Genomic DNA, 18,912 nt, shown 5'->3' with positions numbered 1-18,912 from the left:
ATACAAGGGGACGCGCATGAAATTGCTGATCGTTGAAGACGAGCATAAGGTGGTGGACTACCTGCGCTCCGGTTTGACAGAGCAGGGCTGGGTTGTCGACGTGGCGCTCGACGGCGAGGAAGGCATGCACCTGGCCACCGAATTCGATTACGACGTGATCGTCCTCGATGTCATGCTGCCCAAACGCGACGGCTTCAGCGTGCTGAAGGCGCTGCGCATGCGCAAGTCGACGCCGGTCATCATGCTGACCGCCCGCGATCACGTGAACGATCGCGTGCGTGGTCTGCGCGAAGGCGCCGACGACTACCTCACCAAACCCTTTTCCTTTCTCGAACTGGTCGAGCGGCTGCATGCGCTGGCGCGCCGCACGCGTTCGCAGGAATCTACGCTGATTTCCGTCGGCGATCTGTTCGTTGATCTGATCGGCCGGCGCGCCACCCGCGACGGCATACGCCTCGATCTGACCGCGAAGGAATTCCAGTTGCTGAGCGTACTGGCGCGCCGGCAAGGCGACATCCTCTCGAAGACCGCCATCACCGAACTCGTGTGGGACGTCAACTTCGATAGCCATACGAACGTGGTCGAGACCGCGATCAAACGATTGCGCGCCAAGCTCGACGGCCCGTTTTCCTCGAAGCTGCTGCACACCGTGCGCGGCATGGGCTACGTGCTCGAGGTGCGTGAAGAGGCAGAGCAATCATGAACCGTTCAATCGCGCGCCGCCTTGCGTTGATGTTCGCACTCGTGGCGCTACTGGTGTTCACGCTGATCGGCACCGGGCTGTTTCTGGTGCTGCGCACGCAACTCGAACACCATTTGCGCGAATCGCTCGACGATCGTACCGAGATCGCGCGCATCATCGTCTATCACGCGGTGACGCCGGAGAAGTGGCGCATGGCGCGCGAAAAACTCACGGACATGATGCCCCACGACGGCAGCACCGTGTACGCGGTGTCGAGTACCGATCCGTATTTTCACTATGGCAAGCCCATCGAGGGGCCCGTGGTGTCGAGCTGGCCGGGTGGCTACGCGAGGGTATCGCCCGTCGGCGGCGGTGCGGACATGTTGACCATCACTGTGACGATACCGGCTTACGGGGCTCGCCCACCTGTGCAATTGCAGGTCGCCGCCAGTTGTTCGCCGAATACCCGCACAATGCGCGTGTTCGGGGCGGCGCTCGCCGCGCTGTCCGCGTTGGGCAGTCTCGCCGTGCTGCTGCTGAGTTACTCGGTCGCGCGGCTCGGTCTTGCGCCGTTGACGCGCCTGACGAGAGAAGCGTCCGCGGTGAGTCCGAATAACCGCTCACAGCGTCTGAATACGGCCTCGCTGCCGCTCGAATTGAGCGATCTGGCCAACTCGTTCAACGGCGCGCTCGAACGTCTGGACGGCGCATACGGCCGCCTCGAATCGTTCAACGCGGACGTCGCCCATGAATTGCGCACACCGGTGACGATTCTGATCGGCCAGACCGAAGTGGCGTTGACACGCAACCGCTCGGTCGACGATTTGCGCCATACGCTGCAATCGAATCTCGAAGAGTTCGAACGCATGCGTGCGATTATCAACGACATGCTGTTCCTCGCTCGCGCCGACCAGGGCGAACGCGCGACGGGCCTCGTCGAGGTGTCGCTGGCCGCGGAAGTTGCGCATACGCTGGAGTTTCTCGAGATACCGCTGGAAGAAGCACGCGTGCATGCGCAGTTGCGCGGCGATGCGGTGGCGCGTGTGAACCGCTCGCTGTTTGGCCGCGCCTGCACGAATCTGCTGATGAACGCGATCCAGCACTGCGCGCCGGGCGCGGCGATTACGGTGACGATCCTGGAAGTAGCGGATCAGTTGCGCGTGGCGGTGGCCAACCCGGGCGAGCCGATCGAGCCGGCCGTGCTCGAACATCTGTTCGACCGGTTCTATCGCGCGGAAGTGTCTCGTACCAATAGCCGCGAAAACCACGGCCTGGGTCTTGCGATCGTGAAGGCGATTGCCGAGATGCATCGCGGCACGGTGTCGGTGGAAAGCGCGAACGGCGTTAACACGTTTGCGTTTTCGATTGCGGCGTCGAGTATGGAAGCCAGTTTGCCGGCGGCGCGTGTGAATGCCGGTGTCCCGGCGGAAGCAGCAGGTTAATCTTTGCTGGTAAAAGGCAAGTCGGCCTGAACCGGCACGCGCCGCTTTGCCGGTTGCGCGTTGGCCGGTGTCAATGCGCTCACACGCACGCCCAGCAGCCGCAGCTTGCGCTTTAATTCCACCCGTCTCAGACATTCCGTTGCGGCGCGCCGGATCTCGGTGGCGTCGGCGGTTGGTTCGTCGAGCGTCAGATCGCGCGTGACTGTGCGGAAGTCGTCGTAGCGCAGTTTGATGCCCACGGTGCGCCCCACATAGCCCTTCCTCACCAGGTCTTCCGCGACCCGCACACACAAGCTGGTAAACGAACTGGAAAGGGCCGGACGATCGTGACGTGGATGCAGATCGCGTTCGAAGGTCGTCTCGCGGCTCATCGACTTGGGTTCCGACTCGACCACGACCGGCCGCTCGTCGTAGCCTTGCGCGACCTGCATGAGCCAGGCCGAGTAGCTGCGTCCGAAGTTGTCCTGCAACAAACCCGCGTCCGCCGCTGCCAGATCCCCGACCGTGGCGAGGCCGAGCGAGGTGAGTTTTTCCGCGGCCTTCGGCCCGATTCCATTGACCTTGCGCACCGGTAACGGCCAGACGCGCAACGGCACATCCGCAGGCGTGAGGATCGTGAGGCCGTCGGGTTTGTCGAGTTCGGAGCCGATCTTCGCCAGTAGCTTGTTCGGCGCCACGCAAATGGAGCAGGTGAGACCGGTCGCCTGATTGACGGCCTGCTTGATGCGCGCGGCGATCTCGCGCGGCTCGCCCGGCAACTCGGTGAGGTCGATATAGATTTCGTCAATGCCGCGGTCTTCGATCCGATCGGTGAAGGTGGCGACCGCCTGTTTGAAGAGACGCGAGTAGTGGCGATACGACTCGAAATCGGTGGGCAGCAGGATCGCATCGGGAGCGAGCACGGCGGCTTTCATCATGCCCATCGCGGAGAACACGCCGAGCGCGCGGGCTTCGTAAGTGGAAGTGGTCACCACGCCGCGGCCCGCGTAATCGCGCAGTTTCGCAAAGCGAAGGCTGCCGTCTTCAAGCTTTTGCGGCACGGCATTGCGGCCGCCGCCGATCACCACCGCCTTGCCGCGCAGTTGCGGATAGCGCAGGAGTTCAACGGACGCGTAGAACGCGTCCATGTCCAGGTGCGCGATGTGGCGGCTTGCAGAACTCATGGCTGGCGGAAACGGGTGACGGTGCGGGCAGCGAGCATAGCAGTCGATGCATGTGCCGTGCTGCCCGATCGTACGACTTGCTGCGTCGGGCGTCAGGACGTGCGAGCCATGATGCGCTGCACGCCGGACGCCAAACCGTAATAGTACCTTGCTCCGCCGGGGCAAGGTGCCGTGCTTGAAGCGTTAGCCGCAAGCCGGCTTGGCTTTTTTGCAGGCGTCCGCAAGCTGGGGCGGCGGGTCTTTCTTGAACACCGTCTTATACGACTCGAGCACGTTCGACTGAACCACCGGCAGGGACTGCACGCCGATCCATGCCGGCGGCGTCTGGCCGATCAGCGCCTTCATCATCGCCATGGCTTCGGCCACGCCTTGATCGTACGGACGTTGCGAGCCGGTTGCCTTGAGCGGTCCGCCCTTGGCGATCTCGATGGCGGACTGAAGGCCCAGGTCGACCGTCGTGACGGGAATGTTCACGCCTTGCGCGCGCATTGACGTCAGTGTGTCGAGCGCCGGTTGATCCCAAACGGCGAACAGCCCCTTCACGTCCGGATTGCCGGTGAGGAAGTCGCCCGCGATCTGGCCCACTTTCGACGGGTCCGTAAACGCGACCTGTTTGACCTTGATGTCCGGACGATTCTTCTTGATCCAGTCGTTGACGGCCTTGGTGCGTTCCGTCGTGCTGAAGTAATCGACGCCGAAGTTCACGAGCCCGATCGTCGCGCCCTGCGGGACGCACGAGGCGAGCACTTTCGCGGCGATCTGGCCGTTGCCTTCGCTGTCGGCGGAAATCATCGCTGCGTATTGTTCAGGATGCTTGAGGCCAGTTGGCACGTTGTCCATGAACACGAGTTTGATCCCGGCCTCGGACACTTTCTTGTAGGTGGCGGCCGTGGCCGTGCCGTCGACCGGAATGGAGATGATGCCGTCCGGGTGGCGCTGAATGGTGTTCTCGATGTCCGCAATCTGCTTGTCGACCTGGTATTCCGCCGAAGCCGTGCCGATTACTTCCACGCCGTATTTTTTGAGCGTGTCCGTGATGCCTTGCACCTGCAGTTGCGACCAGTCGAGATTCATGGTCTGCATCGAAATGCCGACCTTGAATTTGCCGGCCTTGATTTTGGCGATGTCGGCGTCGCTCAGCTTCACGGCATCCACTGAGGCCGCTTTTTCGCCGTTCGGCCCTTGCCCGACGATCGTCTTCGGTCCGATCGAACCGGCCGGCAAGCTGGTCACGCATTGCGCGTAGGCTCCCGATGAAGCCAGCGCCAGGACGGCCGCCGCCGCCATGAGAGTGGGTAGAACACTTCCTGAGCCACGACGATGTTTCATGATTCTTCTCCGTTGGTCTTCATGTTTGTGTTACGTCTCCTGCCATTCACGAACAACGCGGGCACGTGACATCTCGCGTGATCGACGTGCTTTCCTCATTTCCCTGGTTACTTCCTGAATCACTTCCTGGTAAACGCCACAGCCGCGACGATAATCGCACCCTTGATCACCAACTGCAGCGACGAACTGACGCCGAGCAGCACCAGCCCGTTATTGAGCGTGCCGATGATGAGGCTGCCGAGCAGCGTGCCGAGCACGAAGCCGCGACCACCGAACAGACTGCAACCGCCGAGCGTTACAGAAGCAATCACATCGAGCTCGAGCCCTTGCACGACATCGGGCCGCGCCGCATGCGAGCGTGCAGCGAGCACGAGCGCCGCGAGCCCGGCCAGCGCGCCGGTGAGAATGAAGGCGAGGGTGGTCACGCGTCGCGTGTTGATGCCGGAGTAGAGCGCCGCAGTCGGATTGCCGCCGGCCGCATAGATCTGCCGGCCGAACACGCTGTAGTGCAGCAGCAGGATGCCGGCGATCACGGTCAGCACCGTCCAGATGATCGGCACCGGCACACCGGCAATATCGCCCTCGCCGAAGATCGAGATGAACGAGTCGTTGGTGATGATCTCGGGCCGGGTTGTCGTCACCATCAGCGCGAGTCCGCGTGCCGCGCTCAAGGTGCCGAGCGTCACGAGAAACGATGGAATGTTCAGCCGCGTGGTGACGACGCCATTGATCGCGCCGACGATTGCGCCGGTGCCGATGCCGGCAATCGCGCCGATGATCCAGCTGTCGCCGACATGCGACATGGCGAGCGCCGCGGACATGCCCGAGAGCGCCAAGGTCGAGCCCACTGACAGATCGATCTGCCGCGCAATGATCACGAAGGTCATGCCGATTGCGACGATCGAGACCAGTGCGGTCTGCCGGCCGATATTCAGGAAGTTGTCGATGGAGAGAAACCACGGCGAGGCAAAGCTGAACACCACCAGCAGGATCGCGAACGCGCCGTAGAGTGCATAGGGCCGGTCGCCTTGCAAGAGGAGTTGCGCGAGGCGCCGCATACGGCTCTTCTGCGGTGGCGATGCCTGCCGTTTAGCCGTCAGCGGCGAGACAGAGTCGTTCATATTGCGTGCTCAAAGGACGTCCCCTCGGGGGACTCGATGGAAGAACGGGACAGTTGAATCAGGTGATGAAGCGCTTCGGCGTTGGCGAGTTCGGCGCGCTCGACGGTCTTGACGATCGAGCCGTCCGCGACGATCGAAATCCGGCCGCACAGGCGCAACAGTTCATCGAGGTCCGAGGACACGACGAGCACGGCCGTGCCCGCTCGCGCGGCGTCATGCACTACGCCGTAGATCTCCTCGCGTGCGCCGACGTCGACGCCGACAGTCGGTTCGTCGAGCAATAGAAGCGTGGGGCGCGGATGGTTCCACTTCGCGAAGACCACTTTCTGCTGGTTGCCGCCGGATAAAAACTTGACCGCGGTCGAGGAGCCGGGCGCCTTGACTGCCAGCTCTTTCATCGAGCGCTTCGCCTGGTTGACGGCCGCCTGGCTGCGCAACCATCCCCAGCGAGAAAATTGCGGCAACCGCGGCAAGGTCAGGTTGCGTTCGATCGAATGATCGAGAACAAGCCCTTCAAGATGACGATCTTCGGGCACCAGCGCTATGCCGAGCTGGATGGCCTCGGCGGGTGTGATACGAGAGCGCGATTGACCGCCGATCTCGATGGCGCCCGCTTCGATTCTGCGAATGCCAAAGATGGTTTGCAGAATTTCCGTGCGCCCACTGCCGATCAATCCCGCAAGGCCATGGATCTCGCCAGGACGAATCGTGAGGTCGACGTCGTGAAGCCTGTCATTGCTCACGTTCGACAATTTGAGAACGGGTACAGCGGCGGCATTGGAGGTGTCCGATGTTTGCGGTCCAACGGCTGATTCATCCTCGGCAGCGCCGACAGCCGTCCTCTCCCGCGCCTGCAACGCGGCATGGCCGGGACCGACGATCGCCGCGACCAGCTGCTTCATGTCGGTCTCCGCCGTCGAGAACGTGCCGGCATTGGCGCCATCGCGGAACACGGTGACGCGCTGCGAAATCCGAAACACCTCATTCAACCGATGTGTCACGTAGATCACGCCCACGCCGCGATTCGTGACCGCGCGAATCGCGTCGAACAGAATTTGCTCTTCGCCGCCCGTGAGCGCCGAGGTGGGTTCGTCGAGGATCAGGACCCGCACGTCGCCCATCAGCGCCTTGCAGATCTCAGTCATTTGCCGGTAGGCGAACGGCAATGCGCCAACGGCGGTGCGCGGGTCGAGCGGGATGCCGTGCGAGCGAAGAAACTCGCTAACCGTCGCCATGAGCTGGCGGTTTTTCACAAAGCCGAGGCGTGTGCGAGGCTCGCGCCCCAGCATCAGATTGGCGCCGACCGATAGCGATTCGACGAGGCTCAGATCCTGGTAGACCACGGCAACACCCGCCTCACGCGATCGCGCCGGCGACTCGAACGCCACTGTCTGGCCATCGATCTCGATGACGCCGTCGTCGTAGGTGTGAACGCCGCTGAGGATCTTGATCAGCGTGGATTTGCCCGCGCCGTTTTCGCCGAGCAAGGCATGCACTTCGCCGGGCAACACATCAAGGCTGACGCCGCGCAGCGCCTGCACGCCACCAAATCGCTTGGTGACGCCCGCAACACGGATCAATGGAACCTGAGGCGATGACGCGGCCGCGACCGCAACCGGCTCACTCATCTGGCATGTCTCCTTCGTCAAGACGACGACATTCTTTTCTTTGTATGTGGTGCTATCGGGCAAAGCCGTGTTGTGATCTTCGCATCATGAATATGGTGCGTCAATAACATTGGCGGCGCTCGCAGCGCTTGGGTGGCTGCTTATGTGATGATTGAAGCGTAATACTTGTTATGATTCTATCAATCGTTGTAGCATAAGTGGGAACAAATTGTCGGCGGCTGTTGTGCGCCGCATCAAATTTTCGGATGTCTTATGCCTGAAGCCCCTGTGCTTTCTTCTTCGGTCGTCGCGCTGCGCGGCGGCCCGCTCATTCACCCGGTGCGCAACCCGGGCATGCCGTTCGACGCATCCTGGCTGGACGGCTTGCGCGTCAACCAGTCGGCGGTCGAACGGCGCACGGCGACGCTTGCCACGCGCCGTACCGTCAAGAAAGATGCGCAGGCGGCCTGGTTGCTGAAGGCCGTCACCTGCATCGACCTCACCACGCTCAATGGCGACGACACCGAAGGCCGCGTGCGCCGCCTGTGTGCGAAGGCGCGCCAACCGGTGCGGGCCGATCTGCTCGAAGCGCTCGGTATCGCGCCGCAAGGCATCACGACGGGCGCGGTCTGCGTCTATCACCGGTTCGTCGCGGCGGCGGTGGACGCGCTGCAGGGCAGCGGCATTCCGGTCGCGGCGGTGTCGACAGGATTTCCCGCCGGGCTGATTCCGCATCCGCTGAAGCTGAAAGAGATCGAGGCTTCGGTTGCGGACGGGGCGCAGGAAATCGACATTGTCGTCACGCGTGAATATGTGCTGACCGGCAACTGGCAGGCGCTCTACGACGAAGTGCGCGACTTCCGTGCAGCCTGCGGCCCCGCGCACCTCAAGACGATTCTGGCGACCGGCGACATTCGCACGCTCTCCAACGTGGCGCGCGCCTCGATGGTTTGCATGATGGCCGGCGCGGACTTCATCAAGACGTCGACCGGCAAGGAAGGGGTCAACGCCACGCTGGATGTCTCGCTGGTGATGGTGCGCATGATTCGCGAATACCAGGAGCGCACCGGCGTGCCGATCGGCTTCAAACCGGCGGGCGGCGTGTCGAGCGCGAAGTCGGTGCTGTCCTATCAGATCCTCATGAAGGAAGAGCTCGGCCGCCCGTGGCTCGAACCGGACCTGTTCCGTATCGGCGCCTCGAGCCTGCTGGCCGATATCGAACGCCAGCTCGAACATCACGTCAGCGGTCGTTACTCCGCTTTCAACCGTCACCCCGTAGCCTGAACAGAAGACCGATCCCATGAGCGTAGCCGAGTATTTTTCATCGATGGAGTACGGTCCCGCACCCGAGGACGATCAGCCAGCGCGCGCCTGGCTCGCGCAGCATGAAGCGAGCTTCGGGCATTTCATCGGCGGGGCGTGGCATGCGCCGGCCGCCGGTGAGCACTTCGTTTCGCACGCGCCTGCCACGGGCGGGCGGCTTGCCGAGATCGCCCAGGGCGATGCGGCCGACGTCGACGCGGCGGTAGCGGCCGCGCGTGCCGCGCAGCCGGGCTGGCTCGCGCTCGGCGGCGCCGGACGGGCGCGGCATCTGTATGCGCTTGCGCGCATGGTCCAGCGTCATAGCCGCCTCTTTGCCGTGCTCGAAGCGCTCGACAACGGCAAGCCGATTCGTGAGACGCGCGATATCGACGTGCCGCTGGTCGCGCGGCACTTCCTGCATCACGCGGGTTGGGCGCAGTTGCAGGAGAGCGAATTCGCCGACTATGCGCCGCTCGGGGTCGTCGGGCAGATCGTGCCGTGGAATTTTCCGCTGCTGATGCTCGCGTGGAAGATCGCACCGGCGATCGCAACGGGCAACTGCGTCGTGTTGAAGCCGGCTGAATACACGCCGCTCACCGCGTTGCTGTTCGCCGAACTCGCTCATCGAACGGGGTTGCCGGCGGGCGTGCTGAACGTTGTCACGGGTGATGGCCGCACGGGCGCCGCGCTCGTCGAACATCCGCGGGTGGACAAGATCGCTTTCACGGGTTCGACGGAAGTCGGGCGCCTGATCCGTGCGGCTACGGCCGGCACGGGCAAATCGCTGACGCTCGAACTCGGCGGCAAGTCGCCCTTCATCGTGTTCGACGATGCGGATCTCGATGGCGCCGTCGAAGGTGTGGTTGACGCGATCTGGTTTAACCAGGGGCAGGTCTGCTGCGCCGGCTCGCGACTGCTCGTGCAGGAGGGGATCGAAGCGCGCTTCATCGCAAAGCTGAAGCGCCGCATGGAAACGCTGCGCGTCGGCACGTCGCTCGATAAAAGTATCGATATCGGTGCGATCGTCGATCCGGTGCAGCTCGAACGCATCGAGTCGCTGGTGGAAACCGGCCGGCGCGAAGGCTGTGCGGTGTGGCAGTCGCCCGATACGACGATGCCCGCCGGCGGTTGCTTCTATCCGCCCACGCTCGTCACCGGCGTGGCGCCGGCATCTACTCTCGCGCAGGAAGAAATCTTCGGACCGGTGCTGGTCACGATGAGCTTTCGCACGCCGGATGAGGCGATTGCGCTCGCCAACAATTCGCGCTACGGACTCGCCGCGAGCGTGTGGAGCGAGACCATCGGCCGCGCGCTCGATATCGCGCCGCGTCTCGCGTGCGGTGTCGTATGGATCAACGCGACCAATCTGTTCGATGCGGCGGTCGGCTTTGGCGGTTATCGCGAGTCGGGCTATGGTCGCGAAGGCGGCCGTGAGGGCATCTACGAATATCTGAAACCGCGTGCCTGGCTCAATCTTGCTGTCCGTCAGCCCGTGCGTGTTGAACAGATGGCAGGCGCAGGCGAGCGCGATCCGTTGTCGAACGTCACGTTGATCGACCGCACCGCGAAACTCTTTATCGGCGGCAAGCAGGTGCGTCCGGATAGCGGCTATTCGCTGCCGGTACACGCGCCGGATGGGACGCTGGTCGGTGAAGTGGGCGAGGGCAACCGCAAGGACATTCGCAACGCGGTCGAAGCGGCGCGCGCGGCGCAGAAGTGGTCGCAGGCAAGTACGCATAACCGTGCTCAGGTGCTGTTCTATCTCGCGGAGAACCTGGCCATTCGTGCGGACGAGTTCGCGCGGCAACTCGTAACGAGAAACGGCGCGACGGAAGCGGCAGCGCATGCGGAAGTCGAGGCGGCGGTGGCGCGTCTCTTCACGTACGCGGCGTGGGCCGACAAGTTCGACGGCGCCGTGCATACGCCGCCGCTGCGCGGCGTCGCGCTGGCGATGCATGAGCCGCTCGGTGTGATCGGCATTGCCTGTCCGGACGAAGCGCCGTTGCTCGGCTTCGTCTCGCTGGCGGCGCCCGCATTGGCCATGGGTAATCGCGTGGTGGTGTTGCCGAGCGTCTCATGTCCGCTTACGGTGACCGACTTTTATCAGGTGGCCGAAACGTCGGATGTGCCGGCCGGTGTGTTGAACATTGTCACCGGTGAACGTGACGCGCTGTTGCCGGCGCTCGCCAAACACGACGACGTCGATGCCGTCTGGTGTTTCGGCAGCGCGGCGGATTCGACGCTGGTCGAGCGCGAGTCGATCGGGAATCTGAAGCGTACCTTCGTCGATCACGGCCGCCAGTTCGACTGGTTCGACCGTTCGAGCGAAGGCCGGCCGTTCCTGCGCCAGGCCGTCCAGGTGAAGAACATCTGGATACCGTACGGAGACTGATTGAACGTCGGCCCTTACGCCTGAACACCCTGCACGCCAACCAGAAAATGGAGGAGACAACGTGCTGAAGCATCTGGATCTGCAATGGAACACCGCGGTGCTGCGCGCAATACATGCCCCGCACGCATGCCTCACGATCAACGCGCCTCAAGGGGAACGCGAATGAACACGTCTTTGCAAGGAAATGGGCGTGTCGTCATTCTCGGCATCTACGTCACCGACCTGACGTTTCGCGCCGGACGTATGCCGCTGATCGGCGAGACGATTGCCGGCACGGCCTTCGCGATGGGGCCGGGCGGCAAGGGCTCAAATCAGGCGGTGGCGGCGGCGCGCGCCGGTGCCCAGGTGGTGTTCTGCACGCGCATCGGCAACGACGCGTTCGGTGAGATTGCGCGCGCCACATGGGCCGCTGAAGGCATCACGGCACGCGCCTCGGTAGTGGAGGGCGTGTCCACGGGCGCCGCGCATATCTTTGTCGACGACAACACCGGCATGAACGCGATCATCGTCGCCTCCGGCGCGGCCGGCACGATGGAGGCAGCCGACGTCGACGCGATCGAGGCCGATATCGCCGCTGCGCGCGTATTCGTCACGCAACTCGAACAGCCGCTGGCTGCCGCGCGCCGCGGGCTCGAAGTGGCGCGCCGGCACGGCGTCATCACCGTGTTCAATCCGGCGCCCGCCTTGCCGCTCGACGACGACATCTTTCCGTTGTGCGACTACATCACCCCGAATGAAACCGAGGCCACCGCGCTCACCGGCGTGCCGATCGCGAATGCCGACGACGCGCGCCGTGCCGCCGACGTGCTGCTCGCCAAAGGTGTCGGCGCGGTGATCGTCACGCTGGGGGAAGGCGGCGCGCTGCTGCACTCGGCAAGCCAATCGATACTCGTGCCGGCCTATCACTGCGGCCGCGTGGTGGAGACCGCCGGCGCCGGCGACGGCTTCACGGGCGGTTTCGCGGCGGCGCTTGCACGCGGCGACGACGCCGTCTCAGCGCTGCGCTTCGGCTGCGCGCTCGCGGGCATTTCCGTCACACGTCCGGGCACGGCGCCTTCCATGCCGACGCTTGACGAAGTGAACCGCGTGTTGAGCCAGCCGACCGAGGCCGCCTCGCCGCTGTCCTGACCGTTCGCGAAGACTGAAGGAGATCGTGCTCACCATGAAGTCCTCGTTCACCGCTGGAAAAATGTTCGGCGACCGGCAACTGAATTTTCTGCTGATCGTCAATGTACTCGTCGTGCTGGTCGCGACATGGCTTTCTCACGGGCAATTCGTCGACATCGACAATCTGCAGTCGATGGGCGGGCAGTTGCCCGAACTCGGCTTGTTGGCGCTCGGCATCATGTTGTCGATGGTCTCGGGCAACGGCGGGATCGATCTGTCAGGTGTCGGGCTCGCGAACCTGTCCGGGATGGTTGCAGCGCTCGTCGTGCCGCACTTTGTCAACGGCGACGATTCGCCCGCGCTCTACACGTCGCTCTTCTGCGCGATCGTGGTGGCGATGGGGCTGCTGGGCGGCCTCCTGAACGGCGTGGTGATCGCGCGCCTTAGGCTCACACCGATTCTCTGCACGCTCGGCACGCAGTTGCTGTTCACGGGCTTTGCGGTGGTGCTCAGCAACGGCGCCTCGGTGCATGTCGACTATGTCGACCCCTTGTCGAATATCGGCAACGGTACCGTGTTTCAGGTGCCGATCGCGTTCTGCATCTTTATCGCGGCGGTGATCGTGCTCGGCTGGTTGCTCAGACGCAGCCCGTTCGGCCTGCGTCTCTATCTGATGGGCACCAACCCCAAAGCGGCGTTCTATGCGGGCATTCCGCGCGCGCGGATGTTGATTACGACGTATGCGATGTGCGGCGTGCTGGCGTCGCTCGCTGGTCTGATCAGCGCGACCCACACGTCCAGTGCGAAATGGGACTATGGCAACTCCTATCTGCTGATCGCCATCCTGATCGCGGTGATGGGCGGCGTGAATCCCGCCGGCGGCCACGGCCGCATCATCTGCGTGTTCTTTGCTGCAACCGTGCTGCAGTTTCTCTCGAGTCTGTTCAACCTGCTGGGCGTATCGCAGTTTTTTGGCGATTGCGCGTGGGGATTTTTGTTGCTGCTGTCACTCGCGTTTGCAGGCGGCGAGCGGGTGCGGGCGATCTTCGGTTTTGGCGGCGGCGGCGGTGGCGGTGGCGTGAGTGCTAGTGCCGCAAGTTCCGGCACAGTCCCGAAACGTTAGCGCGACGCTCAGACTTAAAAGGCATAACCCAGGTTTCAAATCCAGGTTTCAGTACGCGGCGGACAACAAGCCCTGACTGTCCGTGATGGTGAAGTAGGGCGACATCGAACTACATCGAAGGATAAAGGAGACATCGCATGAAATTGACTCGACTGGGTGCCGCGCTCGCGGCAGGCGCTCTTACCGTAGGCGTGATCGCCGCTGCGCAGGCTGCAACCAACGAGACGATCGTCACGGTCGTCAAGGTGACCGGTATCAACTGGTTCAACCGGATGGACGACGGCGTCAAGCAATTCGCGAAGGACAACCCGGGCGTGAACGCGTATCAGACCGGCCCGGGCCGCGCGGATGCGGCACAGCAACTGAAGATCATCGAAGACCTGATCGCCAAGAAGGTCACAGCGATTGCCGTGGTGCCCTACGATCCGCCGACGCTGGAACCGGCGCTGAAGAAGGCGATGGATCGCGGCATCAAGGTGGTGACCCATGAGGCCGACAACGCGAAGAACACGATGGTCGACATCGAAGCATTCGACAACACGGCCTACGGCGCCGGACTGAACGAGCGCCTCGCCTCGTGCATGCACGACGACGGCAAGTGGGTGGCGCTGGTCGGTTCACTGGGTAGCCGCTCGCAGGTGCAATGGGCCGACGGCGGGATCGGCAACGCCAAGGCCAAATATCCGAAGATGGATCTGGTCGAACCGAAACTCGAAACTAACAACGACGGCGAGCGCGCCTATGAAGTCGCGAAGGAAGTGCTGCGCAAGCATCCGGACCTGAAGGGCTTCCAGGGCTCGTCCTCGCTCGACGTGATCGGCATCGGCCGCGCGGTGGAAGAAGCCGGCATGCAGGGCAAGATCTGCGTCTACGGTACGGGCCTGCCGACGGAAGCCGGCAAGTTCCTCGAGAGCGGCGCGATCAACGGCATTGCGTTCTGGGATCCGAAGCTCGCAGGCATTGCGATGAACAAGGTCGCGCAGATGCTGATCGACGGCAAGACAGTTGAGAACGGCGCCGATCTCGGCATTCCGGGCTACACGAAGGTCACCGTTGCTAAGGGTCCGGGCAAAGGGATTATCGTGCGCGGCCAGGGCTGGGTGAATGTCGACAAGTCGAACTACAAGCAGTATCCGTTCTGATTGGTTTTTTGCTTCATGTGTCACGGCGTCCCCCTCGGGGGACTTCCTTCAAGGCGTGCCCGTGTGGACATGCCTTAACTTGCGACTCACCATCATGAATCAGGACGTATCGTCTTCGCAGCCGCAGTCCGATACCTCGCAGCCGTTTCTGCAGGTGGTCGGCGTGCACAAGCGTTTCACCGGCGTACATGCATTGCGCGGGGTGAGCCTGTCGTTCGAGCGTGGTCAGATCTATCACCTGCTCGGCGAGAACGGCTGCGGCAAGAGCACGCTAATCAAGATCATCTCCGGCGCGCAGCCGCCCGACGAAGGCGAACTCGTGATCGAAGGCGTTCGGCATGCACGGCTGTCCGCACTGGAATCGCTGGCGGCAGGAATCGAAACCGTCTATCAGGATCTCTCGCTGCTGCCCAACATGAACGTGGCGGAAAATGTCGCGCTTACCGCCGAGCTGGCCACGCACGAAGGCCGGCTTGCGCGGACGTTCGATCGGCGCGCGCTCGCGCGCACGGCGGCGCGCGCGCTGGAATCGGTCGGCTTGCCCGGCGACGCCGAGTTTCAGGCGACCCTCATCGAGCAATTGCCGCTCGCCACGCGTCAACTTGTCGCGATTGCTCGCGCAATTGCCAGCGAGGCCAAGTTCGTCATCATGGACGAGCCCACCACGTCGCTCACGCAGAAAGAAGTCAACAATCTGATCGCTGTGCTCGCTAACTTGCGCTCGCAGGGCGTGACGGTGCTGTTCGTGAGCCACAAGCTCGACGAGTGTTATGCGATCGGTGGCGAAGTCATTGTGTTGCGTGACGGCCAGAAGATGGCGCAAGGACCGATCGCGCAATTTACCAAAGCGCAGATTAGCGAACTGATGACAGGACGCCATCTGACGAATGAGCGCTATCGTGAAGGCACGTTGGGGCAAGATGTCGTACTCGACGTGCGCGGCTTCACGCGTACGGGGCAGTTCAACGACGTGTCGTTCCAGCTGCATCGAGGCGAGATACTCGGCGTCACCGGTTTGCTCGATTCGGGGCGCAACGAACTCGCGCGCGCACTCGCGGGCGTTGCGGCGGCGCAATCGGGACAGGTGTTGCTCGACGGCAAGGCGATTGCATTGCGCACGCCCTCGGACGCGAAACATCATCGTATTGGCTATGTGCCCGAAGACCGCCTGAACGAAGGGCTGTTTCTCGACAAGTCGATTCGCGACAATGTGATTACCGCGATGATCTCCAGCCTGCGGGACCGCTTCGGCCAGATCGATCGCACACGCGCGCAGGCGCTCGCGGAACAGACGGTGAACGATTTGCAGATCGCGACGCCCGGCGTGGACAAACCCGTGCAGTCGCTTTCGGGCGGCAATCAGCAGCGCGTGCTGATCGGCCGCTGGCTCGCCATCGATCCGCGCGTGCTGATTCTGCATGGACCGACGGTCGGCGTCGACGTCGGCTCGAAAGACATCATTTATCGCATCATGCAGCGCCTGTCGAAACGTGGCATCGGCATTATTCTGATCAGCGACGATCTGCCCGAGCTGCTGCAGAACTGCGATCGCATCCTGATGATGAAGAAGGGGCGTGTGGCCAGCGAATATCAGGCCGATACGCTGAGCGAAGCTGACCTGTATCACGCGCTGCTTTCGGAAGCCGCATAAAGGACGCCGATACCCATGAACTCGCGGATCCCTTCGCGCATGAACGAGACCATGACCACCCCGACCGTTGTCGAAGTCGCACCCGAGGTCAAGCCGCCCACTTTGCGGGCCAGGCTTTCGCGCAACCCCGAATGGTTCACGGTCGCGTTGATCGCGGCGACGTGCCTGATTGTCGGCGCGATCAATCCACGCTTCTTTCAACTGGCGACGCTATTTGATCTGCTGCATTCGGCCACCACGATGTCGCTTTTTGCGCTGGGCACGCTTGTCGTGCTGGCGTCAGGCGGCATCGACGTCTCGTTCACGGCAATCGCCGCGCTGACAATGTACGGCATCACCAAGGCTGTGTTTGCCTGGTGGCCGGACGCGCCGTTCGCGCTGATCCTGATCACCGGCGCGCTGGGCGGCGTGCTGCTCGGTCTGATCAACGGCCTGCTGGTGCATCGTTTGAAAGCGCCTTCGCTGATCGTCACGATCGGCACGCAGTATCTGTATCGCGGCCTGCTGCTGACGTTTATCGGCACGACGTTCTTCATGAACATTCCGCACAGCATGGATCACTTCGGCCGGATTCCGCTGTTTTTCTATCACACCAACGAAGGCCTGCGCGCGGTGTTGCCTGTTTCGGTGCTGGCGCTGGTGGCGGCCGCCGGCGTCACGTGGTGGCTGTTGAACCGGACGATGATGGGGCGCGGCGTCTATGCAATGGGCGGCAGCCTCGCGATTGCCGAGCGGCTCGGCTATAACCTGCGCGCGATCCATCTCTTCGTGTTCGGCTATACCGGCATGCTCGCCGGCATAGCGGGCATTCTGCATGTATCGAACAACCGGCTCGCGAATCCGTTCGATCTGGTGGGTTCGGAACTCGATGTGATCGCCGCAGTGATTCTAGGCGGCGCGCGCATTACAGGGGGGACGGGTACGGTGGCCGGCACGTTGCTCGGTGTGGTGCTGGTCACGTTGATCAACAGTGTGCTGATTCTGGTTGGCGTGCCGAGCACCTGGCAGAAGGTGATCATCGGCGCGTTCATTCTGATCGCCGGGACGCTGTTCGCATTGCAGCGTAAAAACGGATAACTGAAGGCCGGTCACGCCGGCTGCCTGACAGCGCAACCGCGTGACAAGTGCGCGGCTAGCGCATTCATTTGCGCTTGCGGTGCTCCTGACCTTTCTCGGTGATGATGGAATCGAAGTCGTCGATTTGCGAGAAGCGCACCGCCTTGACGACGCCGAACTTGCTCTGGTCCACGACCAGATGCCGTTCGACGGCGCTTGCCATGGCCGCTTGCTTGAGCGCGACTTCGTGAAAGTTCCAGCACGTCACGCCGCGCGCGTTGTCCACACCGCCCGCGGAAATGAACGCCTTGTTGATGCCCATGCGCCGCAGCATCTCCAGACTCTCTTCGCCCGCAAACGAATCTGACGAGGGCACGTAGACGCCGCCCAGCAGAATCATCCGCACATTCGGCTTGCGCCGCAAAATCTCCGCCACATTCAGCGAATAACAGACCACGGTGACGTGACGTTCGAGCGGAATCAGGCGCGCAAGCGTGGTGAGCGTCGTGCCGCAATCGATGAAGATCGTTTCGTGGTCGACGACAAGTTTCGCCGCAAGCGCGGAGGCTTCCGCCTTGGCCTGCGCGAAATGATCCTTCTCTTCTTCGAGTGAATAGCCGGCGTTGTTGGGTACGTCGGTCGCGCTGACGATGTAGCCGCCGAGATACGTGAATCGTTCCGGACTGCCTGCGATATCGCGCCGGACAGTCATCTCCGATACGTCCAGCAGGCTGGCGGCGTCGCGCAGGCGCATCACGTTCTGCTTGGCCAGCGCATCGGCGAGGGCGCGGAGGCGGTCGGGTTTCAGCATGGAAGTCCTGTCGCGCAGTGTGGGGCGCAGTGTAGAGGCGCGTTATGTTTTGTTCGCGTTGATGAGAGGATTATAACAAGAGGTCGCCTGCGCGGCGAGCCTGTTTGAGCGTCGAATATGAGGATCGTGTCGCACCAGCAACGAGAAAAAGCCTTTAACCCAAAGGGCTAAAGGCTCCTCGAAGATGAATCAGAAAAGGTGTTTGCTCAGAACCGGTAGCTCACACCGATCTGTACCACCGGATACACCTTGTAGCGCTCGACTTTGTTGCTGATGTTCTGTTCTTCCTGGTCGATGTTCGCCTGGCTTGTGAGTTGCGAGTAGATCGCCGGCACGTTGTACGTCGTGCGGGGGCGGCCGTAGGCCACGCCGAGATCGAACGTGAGGCCGAAACCCTTCGAAACCGGCTTGTGGCCGTAGCCGATGCCGAGATAGGGCATCACGCGCGGCAGTGTGATGGTGGTCGATGGCGCGGGGCCTACGGCCGGCACGAATTCATCGCCGATCTTGTAGTTGCCTTGCGCGTTCGGCACCGCCTGACCCGTCAGTTCGTCGTCGTTGATCAGGGCGCCGGCCGTCAGGCGAAAACCGCTGGACGAAAACGGAAACAGGTCGAGATACAAGCCGCCTTGCAGCAGTTTGAGATGGCCGTCGTAATCGTTACCGCTGACGTTGAACGAATGCGAGAAGCCGAGTCCTTCGAATTCCGCATGCACGCCGGCCCACGAGGTCAACGGCAGTGCCGCGCCGACACCTGCGCCGAGTGTGCCGCCGTGCACATAGACTTCCTGTGCTTGTACCGATCCTGCGACCGCCATCGCCACTGCCGCGACCAGAGCCGCATTTTTCACCTGATTCACCGCGCCGTCTCCAGTAAAGAGTCATTCCCGTGCTGGCGACTTTACGGTTTAACCTTGCGGTTCAAATCGAAGAAAAGCGGGCAGTTATGGCGACTCTTCGCGCTCAAGTTTTTGCGCGCGGAGA

At 62.6% G+C, this 18,912-nt stretch carries 15 protein-coding genes; 9 read left to right on the top strand and 6 right to left on the bottom strand.

Annotated elements, in window-relative coordinates; all coding sequences use genetic code 11:
• Positions 1 to 16 precede the first annotated feature (16 nt).
• Positions 17 to 703, top strand: coding sequence for a heavy metal response regulator transcription factor (locus tag BM438_RS03480; RefSeq protein WP_093632931.1), 687 nt, complete (start codon positions 17 to 19; stop codon positions 701 to 703).
• Positions 700 to 2,124 carry a heavy metal sensor histidine kinase gene (locus BM438_RS03475; RefSeq protein WP_093632930.1) on the top strand — a complete coding sequence of 475 codons (1,425 nt, stop codon included), beginning with the start codon at positions 700 to 702 and terminating at the stop codon, positions 2,122 to 2,124. The genes BM438_RS03480 and BM438_RS03475 overlap by 4 nt, the downstream gene beginning before the upstream one ends.
• Here the strand turns inward: BM438_RS03475 and dinB are convergent.
• From dinB to BM438_RS03455, 4 genes are all read right to left on the bottom strand, one after another.
• The gene (dinB, locus tag BM438_RS03470) at positions 2,121 to 3,287 is read right to left on the bottom strand and encodes a DNA polymerase IV (RefSeq protein ID WP_093632929.1); all 1,167 of its coding nucleotides are present in this window, start codon (positions 3,285 to 3,287) and stop codon (positions 2,121 to 2,123) included. The genes BM438_RS03475 and dinB overlap by 4 nt on opposite strands.
• 183 nt (positions 3,288 to 3,470) lie before the next feature.
• On the bottom strand, positions 3,471 to 4,616 hold the full coding sequence (locus BM438_RS03465; RefSeq protein WP_093632928.1) for a substrate-binding domain-containing protein: 1,146 nt from the start codon (positions 4,614 to 4,616) through the stop codon (positions 3,471 to 3,473).
• Between the two features lie 119 nt (positions 4,617 to 4,735).
• A complete protein-coding gene (locus BM438_RS03460; protein WP_054038800.1) occupies positions 4,736 to 5,737 on the bottom strand; it encodes an ABC transporter permease in 1,002 nt (333 codons plus the stop codon).
• Positions 5,734 to 7,365: a sugar ABC transporter ATP-binding protein gene (locus BM438_RS03455; protein WP_093632927.1), complete on the bottom strand. Its 1,632-nt coding sequence runs from the start codon at positions 7,363 to 7,365 to the stop codon at positions 5,734 to 5,736. The genes BM438_RS03460 and BM438_RS03455 overlap by 4 nt, the downstream gene beginning before the upstream one ends.
• Before the next feature lie 252 nt (positions 7,366 to 7,617).
• Between BM438_RS03455 and deoC the strand changes: the two genes are divergently transcribed.
• From deoC to BM438_RS03420, 7 genes are all read left to right on the top strand, one after another.
• Positions 7,618 to 8,628 (top strand): deoxyribose-phosphate aldolase, encoded by a 1,011-nt coding sequence (gene deoC / locus BM438_RS03450; protein ID WP_093632926.1) that lies wholly within the window; start codon positions 7,618 to 7,620, stop codon positions 8,626 to 8,628.
• 16 nt (positions 8,629 to 8,644) lie between these two features.
• Entirely contained in the window at positions 8,645 to 11,038 is a 2,394-nt protein-coding gene (locus BM438_RS03445; RefSeq protein ID WP_093632925.1) for an aldehyde dehydrogenase family protein, read from the top strand.
• Positions 11,039 to 11,200: 162 nt separating this feature from the next.
• Positions 11,201 to 12,166 carry a ribokinase gene (gene rbsK / locus BM438_RS03440; protein ID WP_093632924.1) on the top strand — a complete coding sequence of 322 codons (966 nt, stop codon included), beginning with the start codon at positions 11,201 to 11,203 and terminating at the stop codon, positions 12,164 to 12,166.
• A 34-nt stretch (positions 12,167 to 12,200) separates the two neighbouring features.
• Entirely contained in the window at positions 12,201 to 13,268 is a 1,068-nt protein-coding gene (locus tag BM438_RS03435; RefSeq protein ID WP_093632923.1) for an ABC transporter permease, read from the top strand.
• 137 nt (positions 13,269 to 13,405) lie between these two features.
• Positions 13,406 to 14,410: an autoinducer 2 ABC transporter substrate-binding protein gene (locus tag BM438_RS03430; protein WP_093632922.1), complete on the top strand. Its 1,005-nt coding sequence runs from the start codon at positions 13,406 to 13,408 to the stop codon at positions 14,408 to 14,410.
• A 94-nt stretch (positions 14,411 to 14,504) separates the two neighbouring features.
• Positions 14,505 to 16,061, top strand: a complete 1,557-nt coding sequence (locus BM438_RS03425) for a sugar ABC transporter ATP-binding protein (protein WP_093632921.1) — start codon at positions 14,505 to 14,507, stop codon at positions 16,059 to 16,061.
• Between the two features lie 15 nt (positions 16,062 to 16,076).
• Complete coding sequence (locus BM438_RS03420) at positions 16,077 to 17,138, top strand: ABC transporter permease (protein ID WP_093632920.1); 1,062 nt, start codon at positions 16,077 to 16,079, stop codon at positions 17,136 to 17,138.
• Between the two features lie 64 nt (positions 17,139 to 17,202).
• Here BM438_RS03420 and BM438_RS03415 read toward each other — a convergent pair whose 3' ends face one another.
• Positions 17,203 to 17,928: a DeoR/GlpR family DNA-binding transcription regulator gene (locus BM438_RS03415; RefSeq protein WP_093632919.1), complete on the bottom strand. Its 726-nt coding sequence runs from the start codon at positions 17,926 to 17,928 to the stop codon at positions 17,203 to 17,205.
• Positions 17,929 to 18,134: 206 nt separating this feature from the next.
• Entirely contained in the window at positions 18,135 to 18,746 is a 612-nt protein-coding gene (locus BM438_RS03410; protein ID WP_167378300.1) for a hypothetical protein, read from the bottom strand.
• Positions 18,747 to 18,912: the final 166 nt, after the last annotated feature.

It is taken from the genome of Paraburkholderia aspalathi, assembly GCF_900116445.1.
GTDB lineage: Bacteria > Pseudomonadota > Gammaproteobacteria > Burkholderiales > Burkholderiaceae > Paraburkholderia > Paraburkholderia aspalathi.
Note: the sequence above shows the minus strand (reverse complement) of the source record. Positions and strands in the feature narration are given on the sequence as shown.

What these genes read in the sequence shown, in the direction of transcription:
- BM438_RS03480 (WP_093632931.1), top strand. Translation starts at nt 17, where the DNA reads ATGAAATTGCTGATCGTTGAAGACGAGCATAAGGTGGTGGACTACCTG.
- BM438_RS03475 (WP_093632930.1), top strand. Translation starts at nt 700, where the DNA reads ATGAACCGTTCAATCGCGCGCCGCCTTGCGTTGATGTTCGCACTCGTG.
- dinB (WP_093632929.1), bottom strand. Translation starts at nt 3,287, where the DNA reads ATGAGTTCTGCAAGCCGCCACATCGCGCACCTGGACATGGACGCGTTC.
- BM438_RS03465 (WP_093632928.1), bottom strand. Translation starts at nt 4,616, where the DNA reads ATGAAACATCGTCGTGGCTCAGGAAGTGTTCTACCCACTCTCATGGCG.
- BM438_RS03460 (WP_054038800.1), bottom strand. Translation starts at nt 5,737, where the DNA reads ATGAACGACTCTGTCTCGCCGCTGACGGCTAAACGGCAGGCATCGCCA.
- BM438_RS03455 (WP_093632927.1), bottom strand. Translation starts at nt 7,365, where the DNA reads ATGAGTGAGCCGGTTGCGGTCGCGGCCGCGTCATCGCCTCAGGTTCCA.
- deoC (WP_093632926.1), top strand. Translation starts at nt 7,618, where the DNA reads ATGCCTGAAGCCCCTGTGCTTTCTTCTTCGGTCGTCGCGCTGCGCGGC.
- BM438_RS03445 (WP_093632925.1), top strand. Translation starts at nt 8,645, where the DNA reads ATGAGCGTAGCCGAGTATTTTTCATCGATGGAGTACGGTCCCGCACCC.
- rbsK (WP_093632924.1), top strand. Translation starts at nt 11,201, where the DNA reads ATGAACACGTCTTTGCAAGGAAATGGGCGTGTCGTCATTCTCGGCATC.
- BM438_RS03435 (WP_093632923.1), top strand. Translation starts at nt 12,201, where the DNA reads ATGAAGTCCTCGTTCACCGCTGGAAAAATGTTCGGCGACCGGCAACTG.
- BM438_RS03430 (WP_093632922.1), top strand. Translation starts at nt 13,406, where the DNA reads ATGAAATTGACTCGACTGGGTGCCGCGCTCGCGGCAGGCGCTCTTACC.
- BM438_RS03425 (WP_093632921.1), top strand. Translation starts at nt 14,505, where the DNA reads ATGAATCAGGACGTATCGTCTTCGCAGCCGCAGTCCGATACCTCGCAG.
- BM438_RS03420 (WP_093632920.1), top strand. Translation starts at nt 16,077, where the DNA reads ATGAACTCGCGGATCCCTTCGCGCATGAACGAGACCATGACCACCCCG.
- BM438_RS03415 (WP_093632919.1), bottom strand. Translation starts at nt 17,928, where the DNA reads ATGCTGAAACCCGACCGCCTCCGCGCCCTCGCCGATGCGCTGGCCAAG.
- BM438_RS03410 (WP_167378300.1), bottom strand. Translation starts at nt 18,746, where the DNA reads ATGGCGGTCGCAGGATCGGTACAAGCACAGGAAGTCTATGTGCACGGC.